This is a genomic window from Pseudomonas entomophila (genome assembly GCF_018417595.1).
Lineage (GTDB): Bacteria > Pseudomonadota > Gammaproteobacteria > Pseudomonadales > Pseudomonadaceae > Aquipseudomonas > Aquipseudomonas entomophila_C.
Genome location: NZ_CP070982.1, coordinates 517,684 through 530,057, shown reverse-complemented (window position 1 = coordinate 530,057; position 12,374 = coordinate 517,684). Strand labels below are relative to the sequence as shown.

The following is a 12,374-nucleotide window of genomic DNA, read 5'->3' as shown; positions in this document are numbered from 1 at the left end:
GCCCTACTTCTTCTTGGCTTCTTTACGACGGACTACTTCGTCCGCGTAACGCACACCCTTGCCCTTGTAAGGCTCTGGCGGACGGAAACCGCGGACTTCAGCGGCCACCTGACCTACCAGCTGCTTGTCGATACCCTTGATCAGGATGTCGGTCTGGCTTGGGGTTTCAGCGGTGATACCGGCTGGCAGTTCGTAATCCACTGGATGCGAGAAGCCCAGAGCCAGGTTCAGGACGGTGCCTTTGGCCTGTGCCTTGTAACCAACACCGACCAGCTGGAGCTTGCGCTCGAAGCCTTGGCTTACGCCCTGGACCATGTTGTTCACCAGGGCGCGGGTGGTACCGGCCATGGCGCGAGCTTGCTGGTCACCGTTGCGAGCGGAGAAACGCAGCTCACCAGCTTCTTCGGTAACTTCAACAGACGAGTGAACGTTCAGTTCGAGAGTGCCCTTGGCACCCTTCACCGAAAGCTGCTGACCGGCGAATTTGACTTCGACGCCTGCTGGCAGCTTAACGGGGTTCTTAGCGACGCGAGACATGCCTATCTCCCCTTAGAACACTGTGCACAGAACTTCGCCGCCGACACCGGCAGCGCGCGCAGCGCGGTCAGTCATCACACCTTTGTTGGTGGAGACGATAGACACGCCCAGGCCGCCACGTACTTTCGGCAGCTCGGAGACGGCCTTGTACTGGCGCAGACCAGGACGGCTGGAACGCTTCAGTTCCTCGATGACCGGACGGCCTTCGAAGTACTTCAGTTCGATCGACAGAGAAGGCTTGGCTTCGCCAGTGACTTCGTAGCCGGCGATGTAACCTTCGTCTTTCAGTACTTTGGCAACCGCGACCTTCAGGGTGGAGGAAGGCATGCTTACGACAGACTTTTCAGCCATCTGGGCATTACGGATGCGAGTTAGCATGTCCGCTAACGGGTCCTGCATACTCATGGGCTAGATGCTCCTGATACAAGAATTATTAGCCTTGCGGCTATCACAACCACCCGAGCGCGCAGGGCAAAAAACCCAGGCTCGGGTGAGCCGGTCATTCTAGACACAAGGCAGAAACGAAACAAGCCCCATATAGGGGCTTGTTTCATTGCGAGGTCACCGGCGGTCGGAAGATCACTCCCCTTCCGCCGGTGGTCACGCCAACTGGTGTTACCAGCTGGCCTTGACCAGACCTGGCACGTCACCACGCATGGCGGCTTCGCGCAGCTTGTTACGGCCGAGGCCGAACTTGCGGTACACGCCGTGCGGACGACCGGTCAGGCGGCAACGGTTACGCAGGCGCGAGGCGCTGGCGTCACGAGGTTGCTTCTGCAGGGCGACAACGGCAGCGAAACGCTCTTCTGGAGAGGCGTTCAGGTTGACGATGGTCGCTTTCAGCTCAGCACGCTTCTTAGCGAACTTGGCTACCGTGAGCTGACGCTTCAGCTCGCGGTTCTTCATGCTCTTCTTGGCCATTTTCCTACTCCAATCAGTTGCGGAACGGGAACTTGAATGCACGCAGCAGAGCGCGGCCTTCGTCGTCCGAACGAGCAGTGGTGGTCAGGGTGATGTCCAAACCGCGCAGAGCATCGATCTTGTCGTAGTCGATTTCCGGGAAGATGATCTGCTCTTTCACGCCCATGCTGTAGTTGCCACGGCCATCGAAGGACTTGGCATTCAGGCCGCGGAAGTCGCGAACCCGAGGCAGGGAGATCGCCAGCAGGCGGTCCAGGAATTCGTACATCTTGTCGCGACGCAGGGTCACCTTGACGCCGATCGGCCAGCCTTCACGGACTTTGAAGCCCGCGATGGATTTACGAGCGAAAGTCACGACCGGCTTTTGACCGGTGATCTTTTCCAGGTCAGCAACAGCGTGCTCGATGACTTTTTTGTCGCCGATCGCTTCGCCCAGACCCATGTTCAGGGTGATCTTGGTAACGCGCGGAACTTCCATCACGTTCGACAGCTTAAGTTCTTCCTTAAGCTTAGGAGCGATTTCGTTCCGGTAAATCTCTTTCAGTCGTGCCATGGTCTTCTACCTAGCAGTGTTCAAGCATCAACCGCTTTTTGGGTCGACTTGAAGACACGAATTTTCTTACCGTCTTCTACTTTGAAACCAACGCGGTCAGCCTTGTTGGTTTCACCGTTGAAGATGGCAACGTTGGAAGCGTGCAGAGGCGCTTCTTTCTCGACGATACCGCCCTGGACGCCCGCCATCGGGTTAGGCTTGGTATGACGCTTGACCAGGTTCACACCACCGATGACCAGACGGTCATCAGCCAGAACCTTCAGCACCTTACCGCGCTTACCTTTGTCTTTGCCGGCGATCACGATGATCTCGTCGTCACGACGAATCTTTTGCATGTCGGATCTCCTTAGAGCACTTCAGGGGCGAGCGAGACGATCTTCATGAACTTCTCGGTACGAAGTTCACGGGTCACTGGCCCGAAGATGCGAGTGCCGATCGGCTCTTGCTTGGTGTTCAGCAGAACAGCAGCGTTGCCGTCGAAACGAATGATGGAACCGTCAGCGCGACGTACACCGTGACGGGTACGGACGACAACAGCAGTCATCACTTGGCCTTTTTTGACCTTACCGCGCGGAATTGCTTCCTTGACGGTAACCTTGATGATGTCACCGATGCCGGCGTAACGGCGGTGGGAACCGCCGAGCACCTTGATGCACATGACGCGACGAGCGCCGCTGTTATCGGCCACATCGAGCATGGATTGAGTCTGAATCATAAAATTTCTCCGACCCCTAGCCCTTAGACTTCAACAGCGCGTTCGAGGACTTCAACCAGTGCCCAGGACTTGGTCTTGGCCAGCGGACGGGTTTCACGGATGGAAACCTTGTCGCCGATCTTGCACTGGTTGGATTCGTCGTGCGCGTGCAGCTTAGTCGAACGCTTAACGTATTTACCGTAGATCGGGTGCTTGACGCGACGCTCGATCAGAACGGTGATGGTCTTGTCCATTTTGTCGCTGACGACACGGCCAGTCAGCGTACGGACGGTTTTTTCAGCTTCAGCCATGATCACTTACCTGCCTGCTGGTTGAGCACAGTTTTCACGCGAGCGATGTCACGCTTAACTTGCGAGAGCAGGTGCGACTGCCCCAACTGGCCAGTTGCTTTCTGCATGCGCAGATTGAACTGGTCGCGCAGCAAGCCGAGCAGTTGCTCATTCAGTTGCTGTGCCGATTTTTCACGAAGTTCATTCGCTTTCATCACATCACCGTCCGCTTAACAAAGGAGGTGGCGAGAGGCAGCTTTGCAGCAGCCAGGGCGAAAGCTTCGCGCGCCAGCTCTTCAGAAACACCCTCGATCTCGTACAGGACTTTGCCTGGCTGGATCTGGGCAACCCAGTATTCCACGGAACCCTTACCTTTACCCATCCGCACTTCGAGAGGCTTCTTGGTAACCGGCTTGTCCGGGAACACACGGATCCAGATCTTGCCGCCACGTTTTACGTGACGGGTCAGGGCACGACGTGCCGACTCGATCTGGCGAGCGGTGAGACGACCGCGAGCGACAGCTTTCAGAGCGAATTCGCCGAAGCTGACCTTGCTACCGCGCAGTGCCAGACCACGGTTGTGGCCAGTCATCTGCTTGCGGAATTTTGTACGCTTTGGTTGCAACATTTGGCGTACCCCTTACTTAGCAGCTTTTTTACGAGGCGCTGGTGCTTGAGGCTTCAGCTCTTCCTGGCGACCACCAATCACTTCGCCTTTGAAGATCCAAACCTTCACACCGATCACACCGTAGGTGGTGTGAGCTTCGTAGGTGTTGTAGTCGATATCGGCACGCAGGGTGTGCAGAGGCACACGACCTTCGCGATACCACTCGGTACGTGCGATCTCGGCACCGCCGAGACGACCGCTCACTTGGATCTTGATGCCTTTGGCACCAATACGCATGGCGTTCTGTACGGCGCGCTTCATGGCGCGACGGAACATAACGCGGCGCTCCAGCTGCTGGGCAACGCTCTGAGCAACCAGCATGGCGTCGAGTTCCGGCTTGCGGATCTCTTCGATGTTGATGTGCACAGGCACACCCATCTGCTTGGTCAGGTCCTGACGCAGTTTCTCAACATCTTCACCTTTCTTGCCGATAACGATACCGGGACGAGCGGTGTGGATGGTGATGCGTGCAGTTTGAGCCGGACGATGAATATCGATACGGCTTACGGACGCGCTTTTTAGTTTGTCTTGGAGGTACTCACGCGTTTTCAGATCCTTCAACAGGTAATCTGCGTAAGTAGCGCCGTCTGCATACCAGACGGAGGTGTGCTCCTTGACGATTCCCAGGCGAATGCCAGTGGGATGTACTTTCTGACCCATCTGATCGACTCCGTTACTTGTCCGCAACCTTGACAGTGATATGGCAAGACCGCTTGACGATGCGATCAGCACGGCCTTTGGCACGTGGCATGATGCGCTTCAGCGAACGCCCTTCGTTGACGAAGACGGTGGAGACCTTCAGGTCATCAACGTCAGCGCCTTCGTTGTGTTCGGCGTTGGCAACGGCCGACTCGAGGACTTTCTTCATGATTTCAGCGGCTTTTTTGCTGCTGAAGGCCAACAGGTTGAGCGCTTCGCCCACCTTCTTCCCGCGGATCTGGTCGGCGACCAAGCGGGCTTTCTGGGCGGAGATGCGAGCGCCCGACAACTTAGCGGCTACTTCCATTTCCTTACCCCTTAACGCTTGGCTTTCTTGTCAGCCACGTGCCCGCGGTAGGTGCGGGTACCGGCGAACTCGCCCAGTTTGTGGCCGACCATGTCTTCGTTCACGAGAACTGGGACGTGTTGGCGACCGTTGTGTACCGCGATGGTCAGACCGACCATTTGTGGCAGGATCATCGAACGGCGCGACCAGGTTTTAACTGGCTTGCGATCGTTCTTCTCCACCGCCACTTCGACCTTCTTCAGCAGGTGAAGATCGATAAAAGGACCTTTTTTCAGAGAACGTGGCACTGTCGTATCCCTCTAGTTACTTGCGACGACGGACGATCATGTTGTCGGTACGCTTATTACCGCGGGTTTTAGCACCCTTGGTTGGGAAGCCCCATGGCGATACCGGATGACGACCACCGGAGGTACGACCTTCACCACCACCATGCGGGTGGTCAACCGGGTTCATGGCAACGCCACGAACGGTTGGGCGAACGCCGCGCCAGCGTTTGGCACCCGCTTTACCCAGCGAACGCAGGCTGTGCTCGGAGTTCGAGACTTCGCCCAGGGTCGCACGGCACTCAGCCAGTACTTTACGCATTTCGCCAGAGCGAAGACGCAGAGTCACGTAGACGCCTTCACGCGCGATCAGCTGAGCGGAAGCACCAGCGGAACGAGCGATCTGAGCACCTTTACCCGGCTTCAGTTCGATGCCGTGAACGGTGCTACCTACTGGGATGTTGCGCAGCTGCAGGGAGTTACCGGCCTTGATTGGGGCCAGTGCACCTGCGATCAGCTGGTCGCCAGCGCTCACGCCTTTAGGGGCGATGATGTAGCGACGCTCACCGTCTGCGTAGCACAGCAGGGCGATGTGAGCAGTACGGTTCGGGTCGTATTCGATACGCTCGACAGTGGCTGGAATGCCATCTTTGTCGTTGCGACGGAAGTCGACCAGACGGTAATGCTGCTTATGACCACCACCAACGTGACGAGTGGTGATGCGGCCATTGTTGTTACGACCACCAGACTTCGATTTTTTCTCGATCAGCGGTGCGTGAGGAGCGCCTTTGTGCAGCTCCTTGTTGACCACCTTGACCACAAAACGGCGGCCAGGGGAAGTCGGTTTGCATTTAACGATTGCCATGATGCACCCCTTCCTTACTCAGCACTGCTGCTGAAATCGAGATCTTGGCCTGGCTGAAGGGAGACGATCGCCTTCTTCCAGTCATTACGCTTGCCCAGACCACGTGCGGTACGCTTGGTTTTACCCAGAACGTTAACAGTCGACACGTTTTCAACTTTTACGTTGAACAGGCCTTCGACAGCTTTCTTGATTTCCAGCTTGGTTGCATCGGTAGCAACCTTGAATACGAACTGGCCTTTTTTCTCAGCCAGAACGGTAGCCTTCTCGGAAACGTGCGGGCCAAGGAGGACTTTGAATACGCGTTCCTGGTTCATCCCAGCAGCTCCTCGAATTTCTTCACGGCCGAGACAGTGATCAACACTTTCTCGTATGCGATCAGACTGACCGGGTCGGAACCTTGAACGTCACGTACATCGACGTGCGGCAGGTTGCGAGCAGCCAGGTACAGGTTCTGATCAACAGCGTCGGAAACGATCAGAACGTCGTTCAGACCCATGCCGTTCAGCTTGTTCAGCAGATCTTTGGTTTTCGGCGCTTCAACAGCGAAGTCCTGAACCACGACCAGACGGTCGCTACGCACCAGCTCGGCGAGGATGGAGCGCAGGGCTGCGCGGTACATCTTCTTGTTGAGCTTCTGCGAGTGATCTTGAGGACGAGCTGCGAAGGTTACACCACCGCCACGCCAGATCGGACCACGGGTAGTACCGGCACGAGCGCGGCCAGTACCTTTCTGACGCCATGGGCGCTTACCGCCACCGGCTACGTCAGAACGGGTCTTCTGCTGCTTGGTGCCCTGACGGCCGCCGGCCATGTAGGCCACGACTGCTTGGTGTACCAGCGTCTCGTTGAATTCGCCACCGAAGGTCAGTTCGGAAACTTCGATCGCCTGAGCGTCATTTACATTAAGTTGCATGTCAGTTTCCCCTTAACCGCGAGCCTTGACAGCCGGACGCACGACCACGTCGCCGCCAGTAGCGCCTGGGACGGCACCCTTGATCAGCAGCAGGTTGCGCTCAGCGTCTACGCGTACTACTTCCAGGGACTGAACAGTCACGCGCTCGGCGCCCATGTGACCGGACATTTTCTTGCCCTTGAATACACGACCAGGAGTCTGGCACTGGCCGATGGAGCCAGGGACACGGTGCGATACGGAGTTACCGTGGGTGTTATCCTGACCACGGAAGTTCCAACGCTTGATGGTACCGGCGAAGCCTTTACCTTTGGACTGACCGGTTACGTCTACCAGCTGGCCTGCAGTGAAGAGTTCAGCTTTGATCAGATCGCCAGCCTGGAAATCGCCTTCTTCAAGACGGAACTCCCAGACACCGCGACCAGCGGCAACGTTAGCCTTGGCGAAGTGGCCTGCCTGAGCGGCAGTCACACGCGAAGCACGACGCTCGCCGACAGTGACTTGCACTGCACGGTAGCCATCGGTTTCTTCAGTTTTGAACTGGGTGACGCGATTCGGCTCGATCTCGATGACCGTGACCGGAATGGAGACACCTTCTTCGGTGAAAATACGGGTCATGCCCGCTTTTCGACCGACTACACCAATAGTCATGTTGTAAACCTCATGAGTGTACGGGGCTTTCACCCGCTATGGCCGCCCATTTCAGAGCGTTACACGACCAGACCGGAGTCTTAGCCGAGGCTGATCTGCACTTCCACGCCTGCCGCGAGATCAAGCTTCATCAGCGCATCAACGGTTTTATCCGTTGGCTGGACGATGTCCAGAACACGCTTATGAGTGCGAATCTCGTACTGATCACGCGCGTCTTTGTTGACGTGCGGGGAGATCAGAACGGTGAAACGCTCTTTGCGGGTTGGCAGTGGAATTGGACCACGCACTTGTGCACCAGTACGTTTCGCGGTTTCCACGATTTCCTGGGTGGATTGGTCGATCAGGCGATGGTCGAAAGCCTTCAACCTGATACGGATTTGCTGATTTTGCATTGGATTTCAGACTCCAGGCTGTTCCCATCGGGCGCACTACGCCCGTTAAAAGGAGGCGTGATTCTATAGACGCCCCAATTTAGTGTCAACCCAATAAAAAAAACCCCCGCTGAGCGGGGGTTTTTTCAACCGATCGAGTGATTACTCGATGATTTTGGCTACGACGCCGGCGCCGACGGTACGACCGCCTTCACGGATGGCGAAGCGCAGACCGTCTTCCATTGCGATGGTCTTGATCAGGGTGACAGTCATCTGAATGTTGTCACCTGGCATTACCATCTCAACGCCTTCCGGCAGTTCGCAGTTACCGGTCACGTCAGTGGTACGGAAGTAGAACTGAGGACGGTAGCCTTTGAAGAACGGAGTGTGACGGCCGCCTTCTTCCTTCGACAGGACGTAGACTTCTGCGGTGAACTTGGTGTGCGGCTTGACCGAACCTGGCTTGACCAGAACCTGGCCACGCTCAACGTCGTCACGCTTGGTACCACGCAGCAGGACGCCGCAGTTCTCGCCAGCACGACCTTCGTCCAGCAGCTTGCGGAACATCTCAACGCCGGTGCAGGTGGTGGTGGTGGTGTCACGCAGACCAACGATTTCCAGCGGATCCTGAACGCGGACGATACCACGCTCGATACGGCCGGTAACAACGGTACCACGACCCGAGATCGAGAATACGTCTTCGATCGGCATCAGGAACGGCTGGTCGATGGCACGAACTGGCTCAGGGATGTAGGCATCCAGAGTTTCTACCAGCTTCTTGACAGCGGTAGTGCCCATTTCGTTGTCGTCTTTGCCTTCCAGGGCCATACGAGCCGAACCGATGATGATCGGAGTGTCGTCGCCTGGGAAGTCGTAGGTGGACAGCAGGTCGCGAACTTCCATCTCGACCAGTTCCAGCAGCTCAGCGTCGTCTACCAGGTCAGCCTTGTTCAGGAAGACCACGATGTACGGAACGCCAACCTGACGGGACAGCAGGATGTGCTCACGGGTTTGTGGCATCGGACCATCGGCGGCCGAGCAAACCAGGATCGCGCCGTCCATCTGGGCAGCACCGGTGATCATGTTCTTCACGTAGTCAGCGTGACCTGGGCAGTCAACGTGAGCGTAGTGACGAATGTTCGAGTTGTACTCGACGTGAGCGGTGTTGATGGTGATACCGCGCGCTTTTTCTTCTGGAGCCGAGTCGATCTTGTCGAACTCAACGACGGCCGAACCGAAAACTTCGGAGCAGACGCGAGTCAGAGCTGCGGTCAGAGTGGTCTTACCGTGGTCAACGTGGCCGATGGTGCCGACGTTAACGTGGGGAAGGGAACGATCAAATTTTTCTTTAGCCACGACAGTGAACCTCTTGCCTAAAGGGGATTAGCCTTGTTTTTTAACGAGTGCTTCGACGATGTTCGACGGAGCTTCGGCGTATTTGGAGAATTCCATGGAGTAGCTTGCGCGACCCTGAGACATGGAACGAACGTCGGTTGCGTAACCGAACATTTCTCCGAGCGGAACTTCAGCGCGGACGACGCGGCCGGAGACCGACTCATCCATACCTTGTACCAGACCACGACGACGGTTCAGGTCACCCATCACGTCACCCAGGTAGTCTTCCGGGGTTACAACTTCGACCTTCATGATCGGCTCGAGGACCACGCCACCGCCCTTCTGGGCCAGTTGCTTGGTTGCCATCGAAGCAGCGATCTTGAACGCCATTTCGTTGGAGTCGACGTCGTGGTACGAACCGTCGAATACTTCAGCCTTCAGGCCGATAAGCGGATAGCCGGCAACAACGCCGTTCTTCATCTGCTCTTCGATGCCTTTCTGGATGGCAGGGATGTATTCCTTCGGAATCACACCGCCAACGACTGCGTTACTGAACACCAGACCTTCGGTGATGTTGCCCTTGTCGTCCTGATCTGGCTCCGAGAAGCGGATCCAGCAGTGACCGAACTGACCACGACCACCCGACTGACGAACGAACTTGCCTTCGATCTCGACGCCGGACTTGGTGATCTTCTCGCGGTACGAAACCTGAGGCTTACCGATGTTGGCTTCGACGTTGAATTCACGCTTCATGCGGTCAACGAGGATGTCCAGGTGCAGCTCACCCATACCGGAGATGATGGTCTGGCCGGTTTCTTCGTCGGTCTTGACGCGGAACGACGGGTCTTCCTGGGCCAGCTTGCCCAGTGCGATACCCATCTTTTCCTGGTCCTGCTTGGTTTTCGGCTCTACGGAGAGCGAAATCACAGGCTCCGGGAAGTCCATACGCTCGAGGATGATCGGCTTGTCGGCGTTGCACAGGGTGTCACCGGTGGTGACGTCCTTCATGCCGATCAGAGCAGCGATGTCGCCAGCGCGTACTTCTTTGATCTCTTCACGCTGGTTGGCGTGCATCTGCACCATACGACCAACGCGCTCTTTCTTGCCCTTGACCGAGTTGATGACGGAGTCACCGGAGGTCAGGAAGCCCGAGTAAACGCGAACAAAGGTCAGAGTACCAACGAACGGGTCGGTGGCAATCTTGAAGGCCAGGGCCGAGAACGGCTCGTCGTCGTCAGCGTGACGCTCGTCGAACTGCTCAGGCTTGACTTCGTCCTTCGGCACGTCGATCAGGTCAGGGTGGATACCCTTGATCGCCGGGATCTCGGTCGGAGCTGGCAGGAAGTCGATGACGGCGTCGAGAACCAGGGGAACGCCCTTGTTCTTGAACGAGGAACCGCAGACAGCAGGAACGATCTCGCTCGCCAGGGTACGGGCGCGCAGACCAGCCTTGATGTCTTCGACGGACAGGTCACCTTCTTCAAGGTACTTGTTCATCAGCTCTTCGCTGGCTTCGGCAGCAGCCTCGACCATGTTGTTGCGCCATTCGTTGGCCAGGTCTACCAGCTCGGCAGGAATTTCTTCCTCGCGGTAGGTGGTGCCCTTGTCGTCTTCGTTCCAGTAGATGGCCTTCATCTTGATCAGGTCAACCTGACCCTGGAAGTCATCTTCTGCACCGATAGCCAGCTGAACCGGGACCGGGGTGTGACCCAGGCGATTCTTGATCTGACCGACAACGCGCAGGAAGTTGGCACCGGCACGGTCCATCTTGTTCACGTAGACAACACGTGGAACGCCGTACTTGTTGGCCTGACGCCATACGGTTTCAGACTGCGGCTCAACGCCGGAGGTACCGCAGAACACAACGACCGCGCCGTCGAGTACGCGCAGCGAACGCTCTACTTCAATGGTGAAGTCAACGTGGCCGGGGGTATCGATGACGTTTACGCGGTAGTTGTCGTACTGACCACGGGAACCTTTCCAGAAGGTGGTAACGGCAGCGGAGGTAATGGTGATACCGCGCTCCTGCTCCTGCACCATCCAGTCGGTGGTCGCGGCGCCGTCGTGCACCTCGCCCATCTTGTGGCTCAGACCTGTGTAGAACAGGATCCGCTCGGTAGTGGTAGTCTTGCCCGCGTCAACGTGCGCGCAGATACCGATGTTACGGTAGCGGTTAATTGCTGTAGTACGAGCCATAAAGCCCTCGCAAAATGATTGATGCTTGAATTAGAAGCGGTAGTGCGAGAACGCTTTGTTGGCTTCAGCCATACGGTGAACGTCTTCACGCTTCTTGACTGCAGCACCCTTGCCTTCAGCAGCATCCAGCAGCTCGCCAGCCAGGCGCAGAGCCATCGACTTCTCGCCGCGCTTGCGGGCGTAGTCTACGAGCCAGCGCATTGCCAGAGCGTTACGACGGGATGGGCGAACTTCAACCGGGACCTGGTAAGTGGCACCGCCGACACGGCGGGACTTTACTTCGACCAGCGGAGCGATGGCGTCGAGAGCTTTCTCGAAGATTTCCAGGGGGTCGCTGTTCTTGCGTGCTTTGACGGTATCCAGGGCACCGTAAACGATGCGCTCGGCTACGGCCTTCTTGCCGCTTTCCATCACGTGGTTCATGAACTTGGCGAGGATCTGGGATCCGTACTTCGGATCGTCAAGGATCTCACGTTTTGCTGCTACACGACGTCTTGGCATGATAAGCCCTCAAACGGTCTTCAGGTTAGCCCGGGACCAGGTCATTCGACCTACGCCCGACCTTACTCTTATCGACTCAAAAAAATGGATGTCTGCAAACGACCGATTACTTCGGACGCTTGGTACCGTACTTCGAACGACCCTGGTTACGGCCTTTGACGCCCGAAGTATCCAGAGAGCCGCGAACGGTGTGGTAACGAACACCTGGCAAGTCTTTTACACGGCCGCCACGGATCAGAACGACGCTGTGCTCTTGCAGGTTGTGGCCTTCACCACCGATGTACGAGGAAACCTCGAAACCGTTGGTCAGACGCACACGGCATACTTTACGCAGTGCCGAGTTAGGTTTTTTCGGCGTGGTGGTGTACACGCGGGTGCACACGCCACGACGCTGCGGGCAGTTCTGCAGCGCAGGAACGTCGGACTTCTCGACCGAACGCTTACGCGGCTGACGTACCAGCTGGTTGATAGTTGCCATCTACTAGCTCCACTGATTGTCTTGCGACTCTATTGTCTTGCAAGAAAGCCAAAAATTGGCGAGACGGAGCCTCACCAAATTTAAGGGTACAAAAGTCTAAAGAGGATCTTGCACCCAGTCAAGACGAGGCCCCGGC

The 12,374-nt window shown here is 56.8% G+C and carries 21 protein-coding genes; all 21 read right to left on the bottom strand.

Annotated features, from left to right (window positions below):
- Positions 1-3: 3 nt before the first annotated feature.
- Complete coding sequence (gene rplF / locus JYG34_RS02355; protein WP_011531892.1) at positions 4-537, bottom strand: 50S ribosomal protein L6; 534 nt, start codon at positions 535-537, stop codon at positions 4-6.
- 12 nt (positions 538-549) lie between these two features.
- Positions 550-942, bottom strand: a complete 393-nt coding sequence (gene rpsH, locus JYG34_RS02350; RefSeq protein ID WP_011531891.1) for a 30S ribosomal protein S8 — start codon at positions 940-942, stop codon at positions 550-552.
- A gap of 210 nt (positions 943-1,152) precedes the next feature.
- On the bottom strand, positions 1,153-1,458 hold the full coding sequence (rpsN, locus tag JYG34_RS02345; protein ID WP_011531890.1) for a 30S ribosomal protein S14: 306 nt from the start codon (positions 1,456-1,458) through the stop codon (positions 1,153-1,155).
- A gap of 13 nt (positions 1,459-1,471) precedes the next feature.
- Entirely contained in the window at positions 1,472-2,011 is a 540-nt protein-coding gene (rplE, locus tag JYG34_RS02340; protein WP_003257095.1) for a 50S ribosomal protein L5, read from the bottom strand.
- Between the two features lie 20 nt (positions 2,012-2,031).
- Positions 2,032-2,346 (bottom strand): 50S ribosomal protein L24, encoded by a 315-nt coding sequence (gene rplX, locus JYG34_RS02335; protein WP_003255476.1) that lies wholly within the window; start codon positions 2,344-2,346, stop codon positions 2,032-2,034.
- A gap of 11 nt (positions 2,347-2,357) precedes the next feature.
- A complete protein-coding gene (rplN, locus tag JYG34_RS02330; protein WP_008089810.1) occupies positions 2,358-2,726 on the bottom strand; it encodes a 50S ribosomal protein L14 in 369 nt (122 codons plus the stop codon).
- Between the two features lie 23 nt (positions 2,727-2,749).
- Positions 2,750-3,016, bottom strand: coding sequence for a 30S ribosomal protein S17 (gene rpsQ, locus JYG34_RS02325; protein ID WP_008089812.1), 267 nt, complete (start codon positions 3,014-3,016; stop codon positions 2,750-2,752).
- 2 nt (positions 3,017-3,018) lie between these two features.
- A complete protein-coding gene (gene rpmC, locus JYG34_RS02320) occupies positions 3,019-3,210 on the bottom strand; it encodes a 50S ribosomal protein L29 (RefSeq protein WP_002555481.1) in 192 nt (63 codons plus the stop codon).
- On the bottom strand, positions 3,210-3,623 hold the full coding sequence (gene rplP / locus JYG34_RS02315) for a 50S ribosomal protein L16 (RefSeq protein ID WP_009397508.1): 414 nt from the start codon (positions 3,621-3,623) through the stop codon (positions 3,210-3,212). Before rplP ends, rpmC begins: the two co-directional genes overlap by 1 nt.
- Before the next feature lie 12 nt (positions 3,624-3,635).
- The gene (gene rpsC / locus JYG34_RS02310) at positions 3,636-4,322 is read right to left on the bottom strand and encodes a 30S ribosomal protein S3 (protein WP_003255481.1); all 687 of its coding nucleotides are present in this window, start codon (positions 4,320-4,322) and stop codon (positions 3,636-3,638) included.
- Between the two features lie 13 nt (positions 4,323-4,335).
- On the bottom strand, positions 4,336-4,668 hold the full coding sequence (gene rplV, locus JYG34_RS02305; protein ID WP_003103908.1) for a 50S ribosomal protein L22: 333 nt from the start codon (positions 4,666-4,668) through the stop codon (positions 4,336-4,338).
- Between the two features lie 11 nt (positions 4,669-4,679).
- Positions 4,680-4,955 (bottom strand): 30S ribosomal protein S19, encoded by a 276-nt coding sequence (gene rpsS / locus JYG34_RS02300; protein WP_003255482.1) that lies wholly within the window; start codon positions 4,953-4,955, stop codon positions 4,680-4,682.
- A gap of 16 nt (positions 4,956-4,971) precedes the next feature.
- On the bottom strand, positions 4,972-5,796 hold the full coding sequence (gene rplB / locus JYG34_RS02295; RefSeq protein WP_011531888.1) for a 50S ribosomal protein L2: 825 nt from the start codon (positions 5,794-5,796) through the stop codon (positions 4,972-4,974).
- 14 nt (positions 5,797-5,810) lie between these two features.
- Positions 5,811-6,110: a 50S ribosomal protein L23 gene (rplW, locus tag JYG34_RS02290; RefSeq protein WP_003255484.1), complete on the bottom strand. Its 300-nt coding sequence runs from the start codon at positions 6,108-6,110 to the stop codon at positions 5,811-5,813.
- Entirely contained in the window at positions 6,107-6,709 is a 603-nt protein-coding gene (gene rplD, locus JYG34_RS02285; protein WP_008089819.1) for a 50S ribosomal protein L4, read from the bottom strand. The genes rplW and rplD overlap by 4 nt, the downstream gene beginning before the upstream one ends.
- Before the next feature lie 12 nt (positions 6,710-6,721).
- The gene (gene rplC, locus JYG34_RS02280; protein ID WP_011531887.1) at positions 6,722-7,357 is read right to left on the bottom strand and encodes a 50S ribosomal protein L3; all 636 of its coding nucleotides are present in this window, start codon (positions 7,355-7,357) and stop codon (positions 6,722-6,724) included.
- Positions 7,358-7,437: 80 nt separating this feature from the next.
- A complete protein-coding gene (rpsJ, locus tag JYG34_RS02275; protein WP_003103876.1) occupies positions 7,438-7,749 on the bottom strand; it encodes a 30S ribosomal protein S10 in 312 nt (103 codons plus the stop codon).
- Positions 7,750-7,890: 141 nt separating this feature from the next.
- Entirely contained in the window at positions 7,891-9,084 is a 1,194-nt protein-coding gene (tuf, locus tag JYG34_RS02270) for an elongation factor Tu (RefSeq protein ID WP_010951775.1), read from the bottom strand.
- 27 nt (positions 9,085-9,111) lie between these two features.
- Positions 9,112-11,259, bottom strand: coding sequence for an elongation factor G (gene fusA, locus JYG34_RS02265; RefSeq protein ID WP_213659331.1), 2,148 nt, complete (start codon positions 11,257-11,259; stop codon positions 9,112-9,114).
- 30 nt (positions 11,260-11,289) lie between these two features.
- The gene (gene rpsG / locus JYG34_RS02260) at positions 11,290-11,760 is read right to left on the bottom strand and encodes a 30S ribosomal protein S7 (protein ID WP_003246741.1); all 471 of its coding nucleotides are present in this window, start codon (positions 11,758-11,760) and stop codon (positions 11,290-11,292) included.
- A gap of 106 nt (positions 11,761-11,866) precedes the next feature.
- On the bottom strand, positions 11,867-12,238 hold the full coding sequence (rpsL, locus tag JYG34_RS02255; protein ID WP_003255492.1) for a 30S ribosomal protein S12: 372 nt from the start codon (positions 12,236-12,238) through the stop codon (positions 11,867-11,869).
- Positions 12,239-12,374: the final 136 nt, after the last annotated feature.

Excerpts from the sequence above, each read along its gene's own strand:
- rplF (WP_011531892.1), bottom strand. The coding sequence starts at position 537 with ATGTCTCGCGTCGCTAAGAACCCCGTTAAGCTGCCAGCAGGCGTCGAA.
- rpsH (WP_011531891.1), bottom strand. The coding sequence starts at position 942 with ATGAGTATGCAGGACCCGTTAGCGGACATGCTAACTCGCATCCGTAAT.
- rpsN (WP_011531890.1), bottom strand. The coding sequence starts at position 1,458 with ATGGCCAAGAAGAGCATGAAGAACCGCGAGCTGAAGCGTCAGCTCACG.
- rplE (WP_003257095.1), bottom strand. The coding sequence starts at position 2,011 with ATGGCACGACTGAAAGAGATTTACCGGAACGAAATCGCTCCTAAGCTT.
- rplX (WP_003255476.1), bottom strand. The coding sequence starts at position 2,346 with ATGCAAAAGATTCGTCGTGACGACGAGATCATCGTGATCGCCGGCAAA.
- rplN (WP_008089810.1), bottom strand. The coding sequence starts at position 2,726 with ATGATTCAGACTCAATCCATGCTCGATGTGGCCGATAACAGCGGCGCT.
- rpsQ (WP_008089812.1), bottom strand. The coding sequence starts at position 3,016 with ATGGCTGAAGCTGAAAAAACCGTCCGTACGCTGACTGGCCGTGTCGTC.
- rpmC (WP_002555481.1), bottom strand. The coding sequence starts at position 3,210 with ATGAAAGCGAATGAACTTCGTGAAAAATCGGCACAGCAACTGAATGAG.
- rplP (WP_009397508.1), bottom strand. The coding sequence starts at position 3,623 with ATGTTGCAACCAAAGCGTACAAAATTCCGCAAGCAGATGACTGGCCAC.
- rpsC (WP_003255481.1), bottom strand. The coding sequence starts at position 4,322 with ATGGGTCAGAAAGTACATCCCACTGGCATTCGCCTGGGAATCGTCAAG.
- rplV (WP_003103908.1), bottom strand. The coding sequence starts at position 4,668 with ATGGAAGTAGCCGCTAAGTTGTCGGGCGCTCGCATCTCCGCCCAGAAA.
- rplB (WP_011531888.1), bottom strand. The coding sequence starts at position 5,796 with ATGGCAATCGTTAAATGCAAACCGACTTCCCCTGGCCGCCGTTTTGTG.
- rplW (WP_003255484.1), bottom strand. The coding sequence starts at position 6,110 with ATGAACCAGGAACGCGTATTCAAAGTCCTCCTTGGCCCGCACGTTTCC.
- rplD (WP_008089819.1), bottom strand. The coding sequence starts at position 6,709 with ATGCAACTTAATGTAAATGACGCTCAGGCGATCGAAGTTTCCGAACTG.
- rplC (WP_011531887.1), bottom strand. The coding sequence starts at position 7,357 with ATGACTATTGGTGTAGTCGGTCGAAAAGCGGGCATGACCCGTATTTTC.
- rpsJ (WP_003103876.1), bottom strand. The coding sequence starts at position 7,749 with ATGCAAAATCAGCAAATCCGTATCAGGTTGAAGGCTTTCGACCATCGC.
- fusA (WP_213659331.1), bottom strand. The coding sequence starts at position 11,259 with ATGGCTCGTACTACAGCAATTAACCGCTACCGTAACATCGGTATCTGC.
- rpsG (WP_003246741.1), bottom strand. The coding sequence starts at position 11,760 with ATGCCAAGACGTCGTGTAGCAGCAAAACGTGAGATCCTTGACGATCCG.
- rpsL (WP_003255492.1), bottom strand. The coding sequence starts at position 12,238 with ATGGCAACTATCAACCAGCTGGTACGTCAGCCGCGTAAGCGTTCGGTC.